This window comes from Mesorhizobium sp. M1217, assembly GCF_040318275.1.
Classification (GTDB): Bacteria; Pseudomonadota; Alphaproteobacteria; order Rhizobiales; family Rhizobiaceae; genus Mesorhizobium.
Window position 1 is genome coordinate 327,470 of the sequence record NZ_JAMYMA010000002.1, and the last position, 13,516, is coordinate 340,985.

15 protein-coding genes are annotated in these 13,516 nt (G+C 62.3%); 5 read left to right on the forward strand and 10 right to left on the reverse strand.

The window, feature by feature from the left end; genetic code table 11:
- Window positions 1-106 precede the first annotated feature (106 nt).
- A complete protein-coding gene (locus NKH37_RS04295; RefSeq protein WP_023678126.1) occupies window positions 107-430 on the forward strand; it encodes a YciI family protein in 324 nt (107 codons plus the stop codon).
- Window positions 431-439: 9 nt separating this feature from the next.
- Here the strand turns inward: NKH37_RS04295 and NKH37_RS04300 are convergent, their stop codons facing one another.
- Window positions 440-1,054 carry a LysE family translocator gene (locus tag NKH37_RS04300; protein ID WP_023719736.1) on the reverse strand — a complete coding sequence of 205 codons (615 nt, stop codon included), beginning with the start codon at window positions 1,052-1,054 and terminating at the stop codon, window positions 440-442.
- 395 nt (window positions 1,055-1,449) lie between these two features.
- On the opposite strand from NKH37_RS04300, the gene NKH37_RS04305 reads away from it, so the two are divergent.
- The gene (locus NKH37_RS04305; protein WP_353003971.1) at window positions 1,450-2,070 is read left to right on the forward strand and encodes a DUF1062 domain-containing protein; all 621 of its coding nucleotides are present in this window, start codon (window positions 1,450-1,452) and stop codon (window positions 2,068-2,070) included.
- A 57-nt stretch (window positions 2,071-2,127) separates the two neighbouring features.
- On the opposite strand, the gene typA is transcribed toward NKH37_RS04305, so the two are convergent.
- Window positions 2,128-3,957 (reverse strand): translational GTPase TypA, encoded by a 1,830-nt coding sequence (gene typA, locus NKH37_RS04310; protein WP_023719738.1) that lies wholly within the window; start codon window positions 3,955-3,957, stop codon window positions 2,128-2,130.
- Window positions 3,958-4,155: 198 nt separating this feature from the next.
- On the opposite strand from typA, the gene NKH37_RS04315 reads away from it, so the two are divergent.
- The gene (locus NKH37_RS04315; protein ID WP_353003973.1) at window positions 4,156-4,437 is read left to right on the forward strand and encodes a hypothetical protein; all 282 of its coding nucleotides are present in this window, start codon (window positions 4,156-4,158) and stop codon (window positions 4,435-4,437) included.
- 46 nt (window positions 4,438-4,483) lie between these two features.
- On the opposite strand, the gene NKH37_RS04320 is transcribed toward NKH37_RS04315, so the two are convergent.
- Both NKH37_RS04320 and NKH37_RS04325 read right to left on the reverse strand, forming a co-directional pair.
- On the reverse strand, window positions 4,484-6,058 hold the full coding sequence (locus tag NKH37_RS04320; RefSeq protein ID WP_353003974.1) for an alkaline phosphatase D family protein: 1,575 nt from the start codon (window positions 6,056-6,058) through the stop codon (window positions 4,484-4,486).
- A 364-nt stretch (window positions 6,059-6,422) separates the two neighbouring features.
- Window positions 6,423-7,706 (reverse strand): MFS transporter, encoded by a 1,284-nt coding sequence (locus NKH37_RS04325; RefSeq protein WP_352494109.1) that lies wholly within the window; start codon window positions 7,704-7,706, stop codon window positions 6,423-6,425.
- An 82-nt stretch (window positions 7,707-7,788) separates the two neighbouring features.
- Here NKH37_RS04325 and NKH37_RS04330 point away from each other — a divergent pair, with 82 nt between their 5' ends.
- Window positions 7,789-8,394 carry a TetR/AcrR family transcriptional regulator gene (locus NKH37_RS04330; RefSeq protein ID WP_353003975.1) on the forward strand — a complete coding sequence of 202 codons (606 nt, stop codon included), beginning with the start codon at window positions 7,789-7,791 and terminating at the stop codon, window positions 8,392-8,394.
- A 97-nt stretch (window positions 8,395-8,491) separates the two neighbouring features.
- The gene (locus NKH37_RS04335; RefSeq protein WP_352494108.1) at window positions 8,492-9,082 is read left to right on the forward strand and encodes a hypothetical protein; all 591 of its coding nucleotides are present in this window, start codon (window positions 8,492-8,494) and stop codon (window positions 9,080-9,082) included.
- 17 nt (window positions 9,083-9,099) lie between these two features.
- Here the strand turns inward: NKH37_RS04335 and ppa are convergent, their stop codons facing one another.
- The 6 genes from ppa to NKH37_RS04365 all read right to left on the reverse strand — a co-directional run bounded on the left by ppa (window position 9,100) and on the right by NKH37_RS04365 (window position 13,447).
- A complete protein-coding gene (gene ppa / locus NKH37_RS04340) occupies window positions 9,100-9,630 on the reverse strand; it encodes an inorganic diphosphatase (RefSeq protein ID WP_023721304.1) in 531 nt (176 codons plus the stop codon).
- A gap of 115 nt (window positions 9,631-9,745) precedes the next feature.
- Window positions 9,746-10,252: a GNAT family N-acetyltransferase gene (locus NKH37_RS04345; protein WP_023678138.1), complete on the reverse strand. Its 507-nt coding sequence runs from the start codon at window positions 10,250-10,252 to the stop codon at window positions 9,746-9,748.
- A gap of 117 nt (window positions 10,253-10,369) precedes the next feature.
- Window positions 10,370-11,008 (reverse strand): TPM domain-containing protein, encoded by a 639-nt coding sequence (locus tag NKH37_RS04350; RefSeq protein ID WP_352494107.1) that lies wholly within the window; start codon window positions 11,006-11,008, stop codon window positions 10,370-10,372.
- A 10-nt stretch (window positions 11,009-11,018) separates the two neighbouring features.
- Window positions 11,019-11,861: a TPM domain-containing protein gene (locus NKH37_RS04355; RefSeq protein WP_352494235.1), complete on the reverse strand. Its 843-nt coding sequence runs from the start codon at window positions 11,859-11,861 to the stop codon at window positions 11,019-11,021.
- A gap of 52 nt (window positions 11,862-11,913) precedes the next feature.
- On the reverse strand, window positions 11,914-12,723 hold the full coding sequence (locus NKH37_RS04360) for a TPM domain-containing protein (RefSeq protein ID WP_502895830.1): 810 nt from the start codon (window positions 12,721-12,723) through the stop codon (window positions 11,914-11,916).
- Between the two features lie 85 nt (window positions 12,724-12,808).
- A complete protein-coding gene (locus NKH37_RS04365) occupies window positions 12,809-13,447 on the reverse strand; it encodes a LemA family protein (RefSeq protein WP_353003978.1) in 639 nt (212 codons plus the stop codon).
- Window positions 13,448-13,516: the final 69 nt, after the last annotated feature.

Here is a 13,516-nt window from a genome sequence, read left to right on the forward strand (position 1 = left end):
TATTAGCTACATCGCATTCTCGTTGCTTGTTTGCCGGTTTGGTCCGATGATCGGCATGCGGCATGACCGCATGCCGGTTCGATGCCGCCGATCAAAGGAGGAGAACATGGCGAAATTTCTCTACGTCTATCACGGCTCGGGCAAGATGCCGACCGAGGAGGCCGAACGGAAGGCAGCGATGGATGCCTGGAACGGCTGGTACGGCAAGCTTGGCTCAGCCGTGGTCGACGGTGGCAATCCAGTCGGCATGTCGAAGACCCTGCTGCCCGGCGGCAAGGTCGAGAACAATGGCGGCAGCAATCCAACCGCCGGTTACACCATCATCGAAGCGAAAGACATCGACGATGCCGTCGGCAAAGCCAAGGATTGTCCTATCCTGACGGACCCGGGTTTCAGCGTCGAGATCGCACCGATAATTGAAATGGGTTGACGCGCCGGCTCAGGACCGCGCCGCGATCGCCGCCGCAGCGCCGGCCATGGTGCCGGCGCTGATGCGGTTGGCGATCTTCATCGCCCGCTTGCTCCTCAAGAGCTTGCGCGCCTGCGATGCGGCGAGCACCCATGTCAAATCGATGGCGACCAGCACCACGGCCATGGTCGCCGTCAGCTCGACCCAGCCGATCACGCGGACTGAACCGAGATCGATGATGGTCGGCAGCAGCGCCAGATAGAACATCATGATCTTGGGGTTGCCGAGCGTCACCGCCATGCCGGCAAAGAACAGTCTGACGGGCGAATCGTCGCGCGGCAGCGAGCCTTCTTTTGCCTCGACCGGTGCCGTCCACATCTTCCAGGCAAGCCAGGCGAGATAGACGACGCCAACCCATTTCACGACGACAAAGGCGAAGTGGAACGTCTGCGCCACCACGGCGAGGCCAAACACCGCCAGTGACAGCCAGATCGCTTCGCCAATCCACATGGCAAGCAGGAACGGAAACACGTCGCGAAACCCTTTTGCGATGACCCGCGCCACAAGTGCGGCAATCGACGGGCCCGGCGAGCCGGCGGCAACAAGCAGGGCGCCGGCAAAAATCAGAAGCGACGTGAAATGCATGACGCGGATCTCGTTAGAAACTTTTGGAGTCATTCAACATAACCCAACTGTTCCGACGACGGTAGCGTCTACCGAAAGAAGGCTTGTCGGCTGGGCACCTCGCGGCTAGAAATGTCGTCCCGACATCATTTGGAGCTTCACTTTGCCTACGTAACCGCCGGTCTCGCCAACTCCCCCAACACAGAGCAGGGCGTCGCAGTCGCGGCGCCTGTTTTCACATCATGTGTTCCTCAGGGTGGCGGTTCGAGACCGGTTTGGCACTGCTGAACCGCTGTCGCGCACAATCACCCGCGACGCTTATTTCCAACTGCCGCAGTCTCTCGCCACGCCGTGCCCGCAGGGGCATCTCGACATCGCCGATCTGACGAACTTCCCGACGGGAAGGGCTTTTCGGCATGCCTTCGATACTGCGTATCCGCTGGGCGATCGCGCCCAAGACCGCACCGCGACCTCACCTCAACTGCAATCGCTGCGGCGGCCTGAAAGCCTATCGCTGCAGCGGCAAATTCCGGGTCAATGCTAATGGCAAACGCATTGATGCCTGGTTGATCTACCGGTGCATCGATTGCGACAATTCCTGGAATTTCGGCATTCTGGAGCGCTGCAATCGCCGCGACATCGAGCCGGCCCTGCTGCAGGCGCTCGAATGCAACGATCCGGTCCTGGCGCGGCGCCATGCTTTCGATATTGCCGCATTGCGAAGCAGGATCGGGCGCGTCGAGGAATTTCCTGAAGCCGCCGTTCATAAGCAGGTGCTCGGGGACAGGCCGGAAAACACCGCCGGCCTCGAACTCCAGCTCGAAATGCCGACAGCGCTGCGGCTCGACCGGTTGCTCGCCAACGAACTCGGTATCTCGCGATCGCGGCTTCAGGTTTGGGAAGAGAAGCGATTGCTGGCCGTTGGTCCGGACGGGGCCAAAGCCTTGCGCAGGCCAGCCCGAGCGGGAACGGCGATCCGCATCGACCTGTCTAGTAATCCAGACCGGGACGGCATTATCGCGGCTGCCGGCGGGTAAGATAGAGGGAGGAAGCACGCACGTGCTCCCTCCCTCATAATGGCTGAGAAAAGTGGCTTACGCCGCGCCGACCACTTTCGCCGACTTCTCGAAACGCTTGCGCTCGTTCGGGTCGAGATAGAGCTTGCGCAGGCGGATGGTTTTCGGCGTCACTTCGACCAGCTCGTCGTCCTGGATCCAGGCCAGCGCGCGTTCCAGCGTCATGCGGATCGGCGGCGTCAGCTTCACTGCCTCGTCCTTGCCGGCGGCGCGGATGTTCGTCAGCTTCTTGCCCTTGAGCACGTTGACTTCGAGGTCGTTGTCCCTGGAATGGATGCCGATGATCATGCCCTGATAGACCTTGACGCCGGGGTCGATGACCATCGGGCCGCGGTCTTCCAGGTTCCACATGGCATAGGCCACCGATTCACCCTGTTCGTTGGAGATCAGCACGCCGTTGGTGCGGCCCGGCAGCTCACCCTTGTAAGGCTCATAGGCATGGAACAGCCGGTTCATCACGGCGGTGCCGCGCGTGTCGGTCAGCAGTTCCGACTGGTAGCCGATCAGGCCGCGCGTCGGCGCGTGGAAAACGATGCGCTGGCGATTGCCGCCCGAAGGGCGCAGCTCGACCATCTCGGCCTTGCGCTCCGACATTTTTTGCACGACGACGCCGGCATGCTCCTCGTCAACGTCGATGACGACTTCCTCGACCGGCTCCAGCAATTCGCCGTTCTCGCCCTTCTGCATGACGACGCGCGGCCGCGACACGGCGATCTCAAAACCTTCGCGGCGCATCGTCTCGATCAGCACGGCCAGCTGCAATTCGCCGCGTCCGGAGACGAAGAACGAATCCTTGTCCGGCGATTCCTCGATCTTCAGCGCGACATTGCCTTCGGCCTCGCGCAGCAGGCGGTCCCGGATGACGCGGCTGGTCACCTTGTCGCCTTCGGTGCCCGCCAGCGGTGAATCGTTGACCAGGAACGACATCGTCACCGTCGGCGGATCGATAGGCTGCGCGTGCAGCGGCTCGGTCACCGACAGGTCGCAGAACGTGTCGGCGACGGTGCCTTTCGACAAGCCGGCGATGGCGACGATGTCGCCTGCCTGCGCTTCGTCGATGGGCTGGCGCTCGAGCCCGCGAAAAGCAAGGATCTTCGAGATGCGGCCGGTTTCGACCTGGGTGCCATCATGGTGCAGCACCTTGACCGCCTGGTTGGATTTCAGCGTGCCGGATTCGATACGGCCGGTGATGATGCGGCCGAGGAACGGATTGGCTTCCAGAATGGTGCCGATCATGCGGAACGGGCCAGGATGAACGGTCGGCGCCGGCACGTGCTTGATGACGAGGTCGAACAGCGGCGCCAGAGCCTGGTCCTTCGGACCTTCGGGGTTTTCGGAGACCCAGCCGTCACGGCCCGAACCGTAAAGGATCGGGAAGTCGAGCTGCTCGTCGGTCGCGTCAAGCGCGGCAAACAGGTCGAACACCTCGTTGACCACCTCGACGTGGCGAGCATCCGGCCGGTCGATCTTGTTGATGACGACGATCGGCTTCAGTCCGACCTTGAGCGCCTTGCCGACGACGAATTTGGTCTGCGGCATCGGCCCCTCGGCGGCGTCGACCAGCACGATGGCCGAATCCACCATCGACAGGATGCGCTCGACCTCACCGCCGAAGTCGGCGTGGCCGGGCGTGTCGACGATGTTGATGCGGGTGCCCTTCCAGTCGACCGAGGTCGCCTTGGCCAGGATGGTGATGCCGCGTTCCTTTTCGAGATCGTTCGAATCCATGGCGCGCTCGGCGACACGCTGGTTGTCGCGGAACGAGCCGGACTGTTTCAGGAGCTGATCGACGAGGGTGGTTTTTCCATGGTCGACGTGCGCGATGATCGCGATATTGCGGATTTTCATGTTTTGGTCTCGGGAGCGTTGCAGGCAGCAGGCCAAAAGGCGCTGCCTCTTTCGGTTGGGCGGCTCATACAGGGTTTTTCGCAATTGCGAAAGAGGAGGCGAGTCACCAAATAAAGTCACCAAATCTTAAATGTCTTGGTGTGAAGTGGAATTATTAACCAAGGCGGAACCTTTCATGGTCCGGGCAGTTCGAATTTCATGATCGACGCAGGCAGCAGATTCCGGCCGATTTTGGCATGTAGCGCACTCGCCGTCCTCCTCGCGGCAGGCGCGGCGCAGTCGGCCGCGTCGTTCAAGGAGACGCGGACTGCCCTGCCGTCCGACAAGCGGTCGGCGGAGCAGCTTTTTGCCGATGCTCCCGATGGCGTCGACCCGGTGGTGACCGGGCCAGTCAGCGCCGCCTTCAAGCAAAGGCAGCAAAATGCCGGATGCGACAGCGCCGTCTGGCCCAACATTCCCGTCGTCTGCTATCCCGATTGATACACGTCCTACCCTCGGGCTGGCCCGAGGATAATGGTGCAGTCGCTCACGCCGACCGCACCGGATCGAGCGTGACCTTGTAGAGTTCGCTGTCGTCGCGATCCATCAGCCGCACCGTCAGCTGCTCTGTAGCGCCATCGATATCGACAAGTCCGAAGAACTGCAGGCCGGCCGACGGCGGCAGGTTCTGACCCTGCTCGGCAGTCGGTGCCTTGATGAACTTCAGCTCCGGGCCGAAGGTCATGTCAAAACCATTCGGTCCGAACGTGCCTGAATGGATCGGACCCGAAACGAATTCCCAGAACGGATTGAAGTCCCGGAACTGCGCCTTGTCCGGATTGTAGTAATGCGCGGCCGTGTAATGCACGTCTGCGGTGAGCCAAACGGTATTGCTGATGCCCGCGTTCTTTATATAGCGAAGAAGGTCGGCAATTTCCAGCTCGCGCCCCTTGGCCGGGCCATTGTCGCCATTGCTGACTGCCTCGGCCCCGACCTTCTTGGTACCGTCATTCCAGACCACGAGGCCGAGCGGCATGTCGGCGGCGATGATTTTCCACGTCGCGTTGGAATTTGCCAGCTCACGCTTCAACCACTTAATCTGCTGTTCGCCGAGGATGCGCGATTGCGGCGTCATCGTCTCCTGCATACCCGGGCCGTTGGGGCCGCGGTAGGAACGCATGTCGAGGAAGAACACATCGAGCAGCGGCCCATAAGCGATCTTGCGGTAGACGCGGCCCGGCTCCGACAGTTCGTAGCGGATCGTCGTCATCTCGTGGAAGGCGCGCGCAGCACGTGCCGCCAGCACATGGATCGATTTTTCGGTGTAGCGGTCGTCGGCAGTCAGGTCCTTCGAGTCCGACCAGTTGTTAAGCACCTCATGGTCGTCCCACTGATAGAAAGTCGGGCAGATGGCACTGAGCGCAAGAACGTTCTTGTCCATCATGTTGTATTTCCACTGCGCCCGGTATTCGTCCAGCGTCTCGGCAACCTTGCGCTTTTCGTCGATCAGCACTGTGTTTTTCCACTTGTCGCCATTGGGCAGGTCGACCTCGTCCTTCATCGCACCATCGGCATAGACCGTATCGCCCGAATGCAGGAAGAAGTCGGGCGTGTGCTTGGCGATCGTGGCGTAGGTCTTCATGCCGGTCTCGTCGATGCCCCAGCCTTGGCCGGCGGTGTCGCCCGACCAGGCGAAACGAATGTCGCGCTTCGAGGCAGGTGCCGTGCGGAAGCGGCCGACGATCGGCTCCGAAACGGCGTTGATGTCGGCAAGATCGGCCGCGACCATGCGGTAGAAAATGTCCTGGTCGGAGGCGAGATCGGTAAGCAGCCGCTTCACCGTATAGTCGCTGGCCGGCGACGTATCGAGCGGCGCCAGGCGGACGGCATTGGCGAAATTTTCCGTCGACGACACTTCGAACATGACGCGCGACGGCCGGTCCGTGCGCGTCCAGACCATGCCGCTGGTCGCGTCGACATCGCCGGACTGAATGCCATGGGTGAAGGCCGGGCGCTGATTGGCGCGCGAGTAATAGGGAAGGGCGAGACCCGAGGCGCCGACCAGGCCAACGGCGCTGGCCGACGTGACGAAAGCGCGCCGCGTCATTGAAATCTTGTTCATGGCTGTCTCCTGGATGGCGTTGAACGTCGCCGCCAAGCTCCAGCTTCAATGTTTCAGGCACATTTCGAAACGATGAAGGTTTTCTGACATCAACAAGCGGGAAGGCTGGACCGCTCGGCGGCGAAGCTGTTGATCTCCCCCCTTGCGGGTCCCTTGCGGGGGAGATGGCCGGCAGGCCAGAGGGGGGCGCTGTCCCGCCGATGTACAAATCAGAAAGAAATCAGACGGAGCAGCGGAGTTTGGGCAGAACATTGCGTAAAGTCGGAGGCTGGCGAACCTTCGCGCCCCCTCTGCCCTGCCGGGCATCTCCCCCACGAGGGGGGAGATCGGCAATTTGGCCGACGGCATCTCCTGCAACGAGAAGCTATGCCGCCTGCGGTTCAGGATCGAACGCCGGGCGGCTGGTGTTGATCAGCAGCGAGATGCAGGCGGCGGCTATTGCCGTCATGCCGGCGATCAGGAAGGCAAGCTCGTAATTGCCCTGCAACTCACGCATAGTGCCACCGAAAAAGGCCGCTGTCGCTGCGCCGACTTGATGGCCGGCGACGATCCAGCCGAAGACGATCGGCCCGCTGCGGTCGCCGAACGCCTCGTTGGAAAGCCGCAACGTCGGCGGCACCGTGGCGATCCAGTCCAGTCCGTAAAATACTGCGAAGATGATCAGGCTGGTCGCCGAGAAGCCGGAATAGGGCAGATAGATCAGCGACAGGCCGCGAATGCCGTAATAGATGCCGAGCAGCTTGCGCGGGTCGAAACGGTCGGTGAGCCAGCCCGACAGCGTCGTGCCAATAAGATCGAAGATGCCCATCATCGAGAGCAGGCCTGCGGCCTGCACTTCGCCGATGCCCATATCGCCGCAAAAGGCGATCAGGTGCGTGCCGACCAACCCGTTGGTGGTGAAGCCGCAAACGAAGAAGGTGGCGAACAGGTACCAGAACACACGCGTACCGGCGGCGCGGCGCAACGTGCTCAGCGTATGCGCGAGGAAATTGCCTTGCGCGGCCGGCGGCGACGGCGGCACGTCGTCGGCCTCGGCACCGTAACGCACCATGCCAATCGCGGCCGGACGCTCCGGCACCAGCATGTAAACCAGCGGCACCAAGGCGGCGGTGGCCACGGCAATGGCAATGGCGACCGGCTTCCAGCCACCCGACTGGGCGAGCGAGGCGAGCAGCGGCAGGAAGACCAGCAGCCCGGTGGCGCTGGACGCCGACATCAGTCCCATCACCAGGCCGCGATTGGTCTTGAACCAGCGGTTGACGATGGTCGCGCCGAGCACGGTGGCGACGGCGCCCGAGCTGATGCCGGAAAACACGCCCCAGGTGAGGAGCAGATGCCACGGCTTGGTCATTAGTAGGCTGAGCGCAGTCGATCCCGACATCAACAGGAGCGCGGCAAGCAAGGTGCGGCGCAGCCCGATCCGCTCCATCAGCGCCGCGGCAAACGGCCCGGTCAGGCCATAGAGGAAGATGCCGGTGGCCGCGGCCAGCGAGACGACGTCGCGCCGCCAGCCGAAACTATTCTCCAGCGGCAGCATCATGACTGCCGGTGCCGAACGCAGGCCCGCGGCGATCAGCAGGCAGAGGAAGATGACGGCGACCACGACGAAAGCGTAGCGCTGGCCAAACGGGCGGGATTGAGCTATCATGTTACTGACCGGTACGTTTCAGGTGTGCGGAACATACGTACCGACCGGTAACATTGTCAACCAGGCAATCGGCAAACCAGACATGAAAAGCATTGAACCAACGATCAAGGAGAATGGCGCACCGGTGCCTCGCGCCGCCGAACGGATTCTCCAGGTGGCGCGCGACCTGTTCTACCGGCAAGGCATCAGGGCGATCGGCGTCGACGAGATCGTACGGCGTGCCGGCGTCACCAAGCCAAGCCTCTACCGCAGCTTTCCGTCCAAGGATGAGTTGGCCGCATCCTATCTTCGGCACTATGACCTCGAATTCTGGGAGCGCTTCGACGAGGCGGTGAATGCCCATCCCGGCGATCCGCGCGCGCAGATCGTCGCCTTCCTGACGCGTGTCGGCAAGCGCACGCAAAGGCCCGACTATCGCGGCTGCGGCATGACCAATGCCGCGGTCGAATATCCCGAACACGGCCATCCGGCCCGCGTCGTGAGCGAGGCCAACAAGCAGGAATTGCGCCGGCGCCTGCGTGCCATGGCGGCGGCGATGGGCGCCGGCGACGCCGACACGCTGGGTGACGGGCTGCTGCTCCTGATCGAGGGCGCCTATATCAGCGGCCAGTTGTTCGGTGCCGGCGGACCGGCGCAGTCGGTGGCCCGCAACGCCGATCTTCTGATCGAGGCAAGCTTGAGGAAATAGCGTTCCGTTTACCAGGTCACTGTGAGCAGCCTGACTTCGTCTAGGCTGCTGCTGAATTTGACGGTACGCTGCGGCAGCCCGAACGGAGTTGTCCGCCATGCGCGCTCTTTTGATCCCGCTTGTCCTCGCCGGTTTCTGCCAGGCGGCTCGGGCTGGCGACATATCCAGCGTCTATACCGATCTCGTCTGGGAGAAGGACTGCGTGACTTATGCCCAGGCGGAGGAAGGCGACGGCGACTGGGCCGACCTCGCCTGTTCGGGCTATGGCGGCTACCCGGTGATGGTTTCCTACGACGACGCGCGGGAATCTCTGTTCTACGGGTTTCCACCTGGCGACATGACCACGGTCTGGGAAAGCTTTTCCGGCCTCAACTCGGCTGGACCCAAAGTCGAGTGGCGTATCGAAACCAAGGGCGATATGGCCGTTCCTTTCGCAGTCATCCATCGTCGCTCGATCAGCGATAGCGAGGGCGAGAACAAGTCGACGGAAGTGCTGATCGTCGCCAAGGTTGCCCAGCCTGGCGCCCACGAAGGCTGCACGATCGCTCTTGTGCTCGCCACCGGCAATCCCGCCGCCAACGATCAGGCGCGCAAGCTTGCCGACGAGAAGGCACGCACCTTCGCCTGCGGCAAGGACAAGCGTGTGGTGATCGGCAACACGCCCGATTTCGGCCGCGTCGACAACTGACGATTTGCGCCCGTTAATTACTTGCGCTTGGCCCGCTCGATTGCCTCGACGATCATCTTCTTGGCATAGGCGGCATCGTACCAGCCCTCGATCTTGACCCATTTGCCGGGTTCGAGATCCTTGTAGTGCTCGAAAAAGTGCTGCACCTGCTGGCGGGTGATATCAGGCAGCTGCGTGTATTCGTGAACGTCCTCATAGCGCAAGGTCAGCTTGGGCGAAGGAACCGCGATGACCTTCTCGTCCTGGCCGGCATTGTCCTCCATCACCAGCACGCCGATCGGCCGCACATTGATGACGCAGCCCGGCACCAGCGCGCGTGTGTTGCAGACCAGCACGTCGATCGGGTCGCCGTCGCCCGACAGCGTGTGCGGTACGAAACCGTAATTGCCGGGATAGCGCATCGACGTGTGCAGGAAGCGGTCGACGAACAGCGTGCCGGCCTCCTTGTCCATCTCGTACTTGATCGGCTCACCGCCGATCGGCACCTCGATAATGACGTTGACGTCCTCGGGCGGGTTCTTTCCGCTGGCAATCGCTTCGATACGCATCGCTTTATCCCTCTCTCGATTGAAGATCGATAGCGGGCGACGGCGAATGGTGCAATGCGGCGAATGGTACTGGGGGATCGTCCGAACCGAAACCGGTCGGATCATGCGCTGGCCGTCATTCCCAGACGAAAGCGACCTTCTTCAGCGCCTTCTGCTCGAATATCTCGACGCCCTCGGCCACATCGCGACCGCCGGCGCCGGCATAGAAGGCAAGTGCGTTCTGATTGTCTTCCAGCGCCCACACGACCATGCCCTTCAAGCCATGGTCGGCCAGCCGTGCCCGTGCCGCCGAGAACAGCCGGCTGCCGAGCCCGATGCCTTGATATTCCGGCCGCAGGTAAAGCTCGTAGATCTCGCCCTGCTGCCTGAGTTCGCGGGCACGGTTCTTGCCGATCGTCGCGTAGCCGGCAATTTTGCCGCCGATTTCGACGACCAGGACGGTGGCGGCGCGGCGAATGGCATTCGCCCACCAGTCGGCACCGCGGCGGTTGATCATCGATGTCAGAGTGCGGTGTGGGATGATGCCCGAATAGGCGCCGCGCCAGGCCTCGAGATGCACGTCGGCAATGGCGGCTGCATCGCGCGGCTCGGCTTTCCTGATGTCGATGCTCAGCGTATTCATGATTGGTTAACCATAAACCCGCGGCGCCCGATTGCAAGAGTCCGGTCAGCCACTGCGATGCTTTCGCACAGCCGAACGGTGCGTCCTTGAGACGCTGCAAAACCGCCTTTAGCGAGATCAAATCTCGACCAGATGGTCGTCCAGTTCGTTGCTGTCGCCGGTCGACACCGGAAAATGCTCGGCCAGTACCGCACCGACCGCTTCGACCGCCCTGACGAAGCCGTCGGCAAGCCGATCGTCGCCGGCATGCGCCGTAAGGTCGCGGACGACACCGTCCCAGACATGCTGGCCGACACGAGAATCGATGCCGCTGTCGGCGACCACTTCAGCATAGCGCTCGGCGATCGAGACGAACACCAGCACGCCGGTGCGCGCCGCGGTGCGGTGGACGTTGCGGGCGAGGAACTGCTTCATCGCATTGGCGTGGGCGGCCTGGTAGCGCAGCCGCCTCGGCACCAAATGGATGCGCAATGCGGGCAATGCCCACAACAGGATGAGCACACTGGCAAGCGCCAGAAGCTCGGCTATGACGAAATGCGGCAAGCGGATCGACAGCCACCAGGCTTCCAGCCCGTAACCGACGGCGAGGCTGACGACGAGCATGCCGAGCATCGCCATGAAGGCGGCCGGGAAGAAATAGCCGTCGCTTGCATGCGCCACGACGCAGTAGATCTCGCCGTCGGTCTTTGATTCGGCAGCGCGGATCGCATCGGCGATGCGCTCATGATCCTCGGGGCTGATCGGTCGTGTTGCCATGATTGATGTCTCACCAGCTTCCTGAAGAACCGCCGCCGCCGGACGAACCGCCGCCGCCGGAAAACCCGCCGCCGGAACTTCCTGACGACCAACCACTGCCTGAACTTCCCGACGACCAGCCACTGCCGGACGAGGTCCCCGACGTCCAGGCACCGCCACCGGAGGGTGACGAACCTGGCCCGCGGCCGTAGCGGAACGTCATGCCCAGCCACTTGTACACGCCCGGCGACAGTTTCGTGCCGAAGATCGGCGGCAGGAACGCCATTGCCAAGCCGCCGAAGAACATCGTCGCCCACAGGATGATGAACAGCATGAAGATGGGATCGACAGGATTGTCATTCGCCGGATTGCGCTTGCCGCGCGCCTCCAGCTCTTCGGGATTGCCTTCCAGCACCATGATCATGTCGTCGACGGCCTTGCTGATGCCGCCTGAGAAATCGCCGGCACGGAAGGCCGGCACCATGTCGTTTTCGATGATCAACTTGGTGTGCAGGTCGGTCAGCGTGCCTTCAAGCCCATAGCCGACCTCGATGCGCATCTTGCGGTCGTTCGGCGCCACCAGAAGCAGCACGCCGTTGTTCTCCTTCGCCTGGCCGAGTTTCCAGGCGCGAAACAACCGGTTGGCGTAAGGCTCGATCTCCTCGCCGTCGAGGCTGGGAATGGTCGCGACGACGATCTGGTCGGACCCCTTGGTCTCGAAATCGGCAAGCTTCTGCGTCAGCGCCACCTCGGTCGCGGCATCGATGATGCCGGCATTGTCGACGACCCGTCCGGTCAGCGCCGGCAATTCGGCGGCGAAGGCCGCGAAGCCGAACAGCAGCACCGCTATGGCCAACAGTGCGATGCCGGTCATTTTGATGAAACGGCCGGATTCCACCGGGCTGACGGCGTGTCTTGTCATCTCGTCACCAGCTTCCCGAGGAGCCGCCGCCGCCGGACGAACCGCCGCCGCCGGAAAACCCGCCACCGCTTGAACCCGACGACCATCCCCCGCCGGAACCTCCCGACCAGCCGCCGGACGACCGCCGGCTCGGCTCGAAGGTCATGCCCAGCCAGCGATAGCGGCCGGGACCGATCTTCTGGCCGAAGATCGGCGGCAGGATGGAGGCTGCGAGGCCGCCGAAAAAGATGATTGCCCAGATGGCTATGAAGATGGTGAAGAACAGATCGTCGCTGTTGAACGGCGGCTGCTGGTTGCGTTCGCCGCGCGCTTCCAGCTCTTCGGGATTGCCTTCCAGCACCATGATCATGTCGTCGAGGGCCTTGCTGATGCCGCCGGAGAAATCGCCGGCACGGAAGGCCGGCACCATGTCATTTTCGATGATCAACTTGGTGTGCAGGTCAGTCAGCGTGCCTTCAAGCCCATAGCCGACCTCAATGCGCATCTTGCGGTCGTTCGGCGCCACCAGCAAAAGCACGCCGTTGTTCTCCTTCGCCTGGCCGAGTTTCCAGGCGCGAAACAACCGGTTGGCGTAAGGCTCGATCTCCTCGCCGTCGAGGCTGGGAATGGTCGCAACGACGATCTGGTCCGAACCCTTGGTCTCGAAATCGGCAAGCTTCTGCGTCAGCGCCGCCTTGGTCGCGGCATCGATGATGCCGGCATTGTCGACGACCCGTCCGGTCAGCGCCGGCAATTCGGCCGCGAGAACGGTGAGAGGGAGGAGGAGAAAGCTTAGAACGAAGCCAAAAAAAATCCGGCCGGCATTTCTTCCCACCCCCCTCTGTGGGGAGATGGCCGGCAGGACAGAGGGGGGTGGGACGGAGTACAAGGCCAACGGGAACAGACCCGCTAAGCGCCGTTCACCCGCCCTGCTGCGTGCCGAAATCGACCTTCGGCGGCTGCATCTTGTCCTCCTCGATGGTGAAATTCGCAAACGGCTGGTTGCCGCGGAACCACAAGGTCGCCCAGATCACCGACGGGAAGGTCCTCAGCGTCAGATTGTACTCTCTCACCGCCTGGATATAGTCGCGGCGGGCGACCGTGATGCGGTTCTCGGTGCCTTCGAGTTGTGCTTGCAGCGCCAGAAAGTTCTGGTTGGCCTTGAGATCGGGATAGTTCTCCACCACCGCCAGCAGGCGCGACAGCGCGCTGGTCAGGCCGGCCTGGCTGTCCTGGAATTTCTTGAAGGCTTCCGGATTGTTCAGCGTGTCCGGCGTCACGGTCACCTGCGTCGCCTTGGCGCGCGCTTCGACCACGGCATCGAGCGTGTCCTTCTCGTGCGCGGCATAGCCCTTGACCGTGTTGACCAGATTGGGGATGAGATCGGCGCGGCGCTGGTATTGATTCAACACCTCGCTCCATGCGGCCTTGGCGTTTTCCTCAGCCGTCGGGATGGTGTTGTAGCCGCAGCCGGCAAGCAGCGGCAGCATGACGGCCATCACCAGGAACGCAGCTAAATTACGGAAGATTGGCGGTAAAGCAAGGCGCTGGACAAGCATGATAACGTCCCCTCGATAGCATTGGCACGCGAAGCATTAGCACAATCCTTGCGCAAGAAAATGACTTCG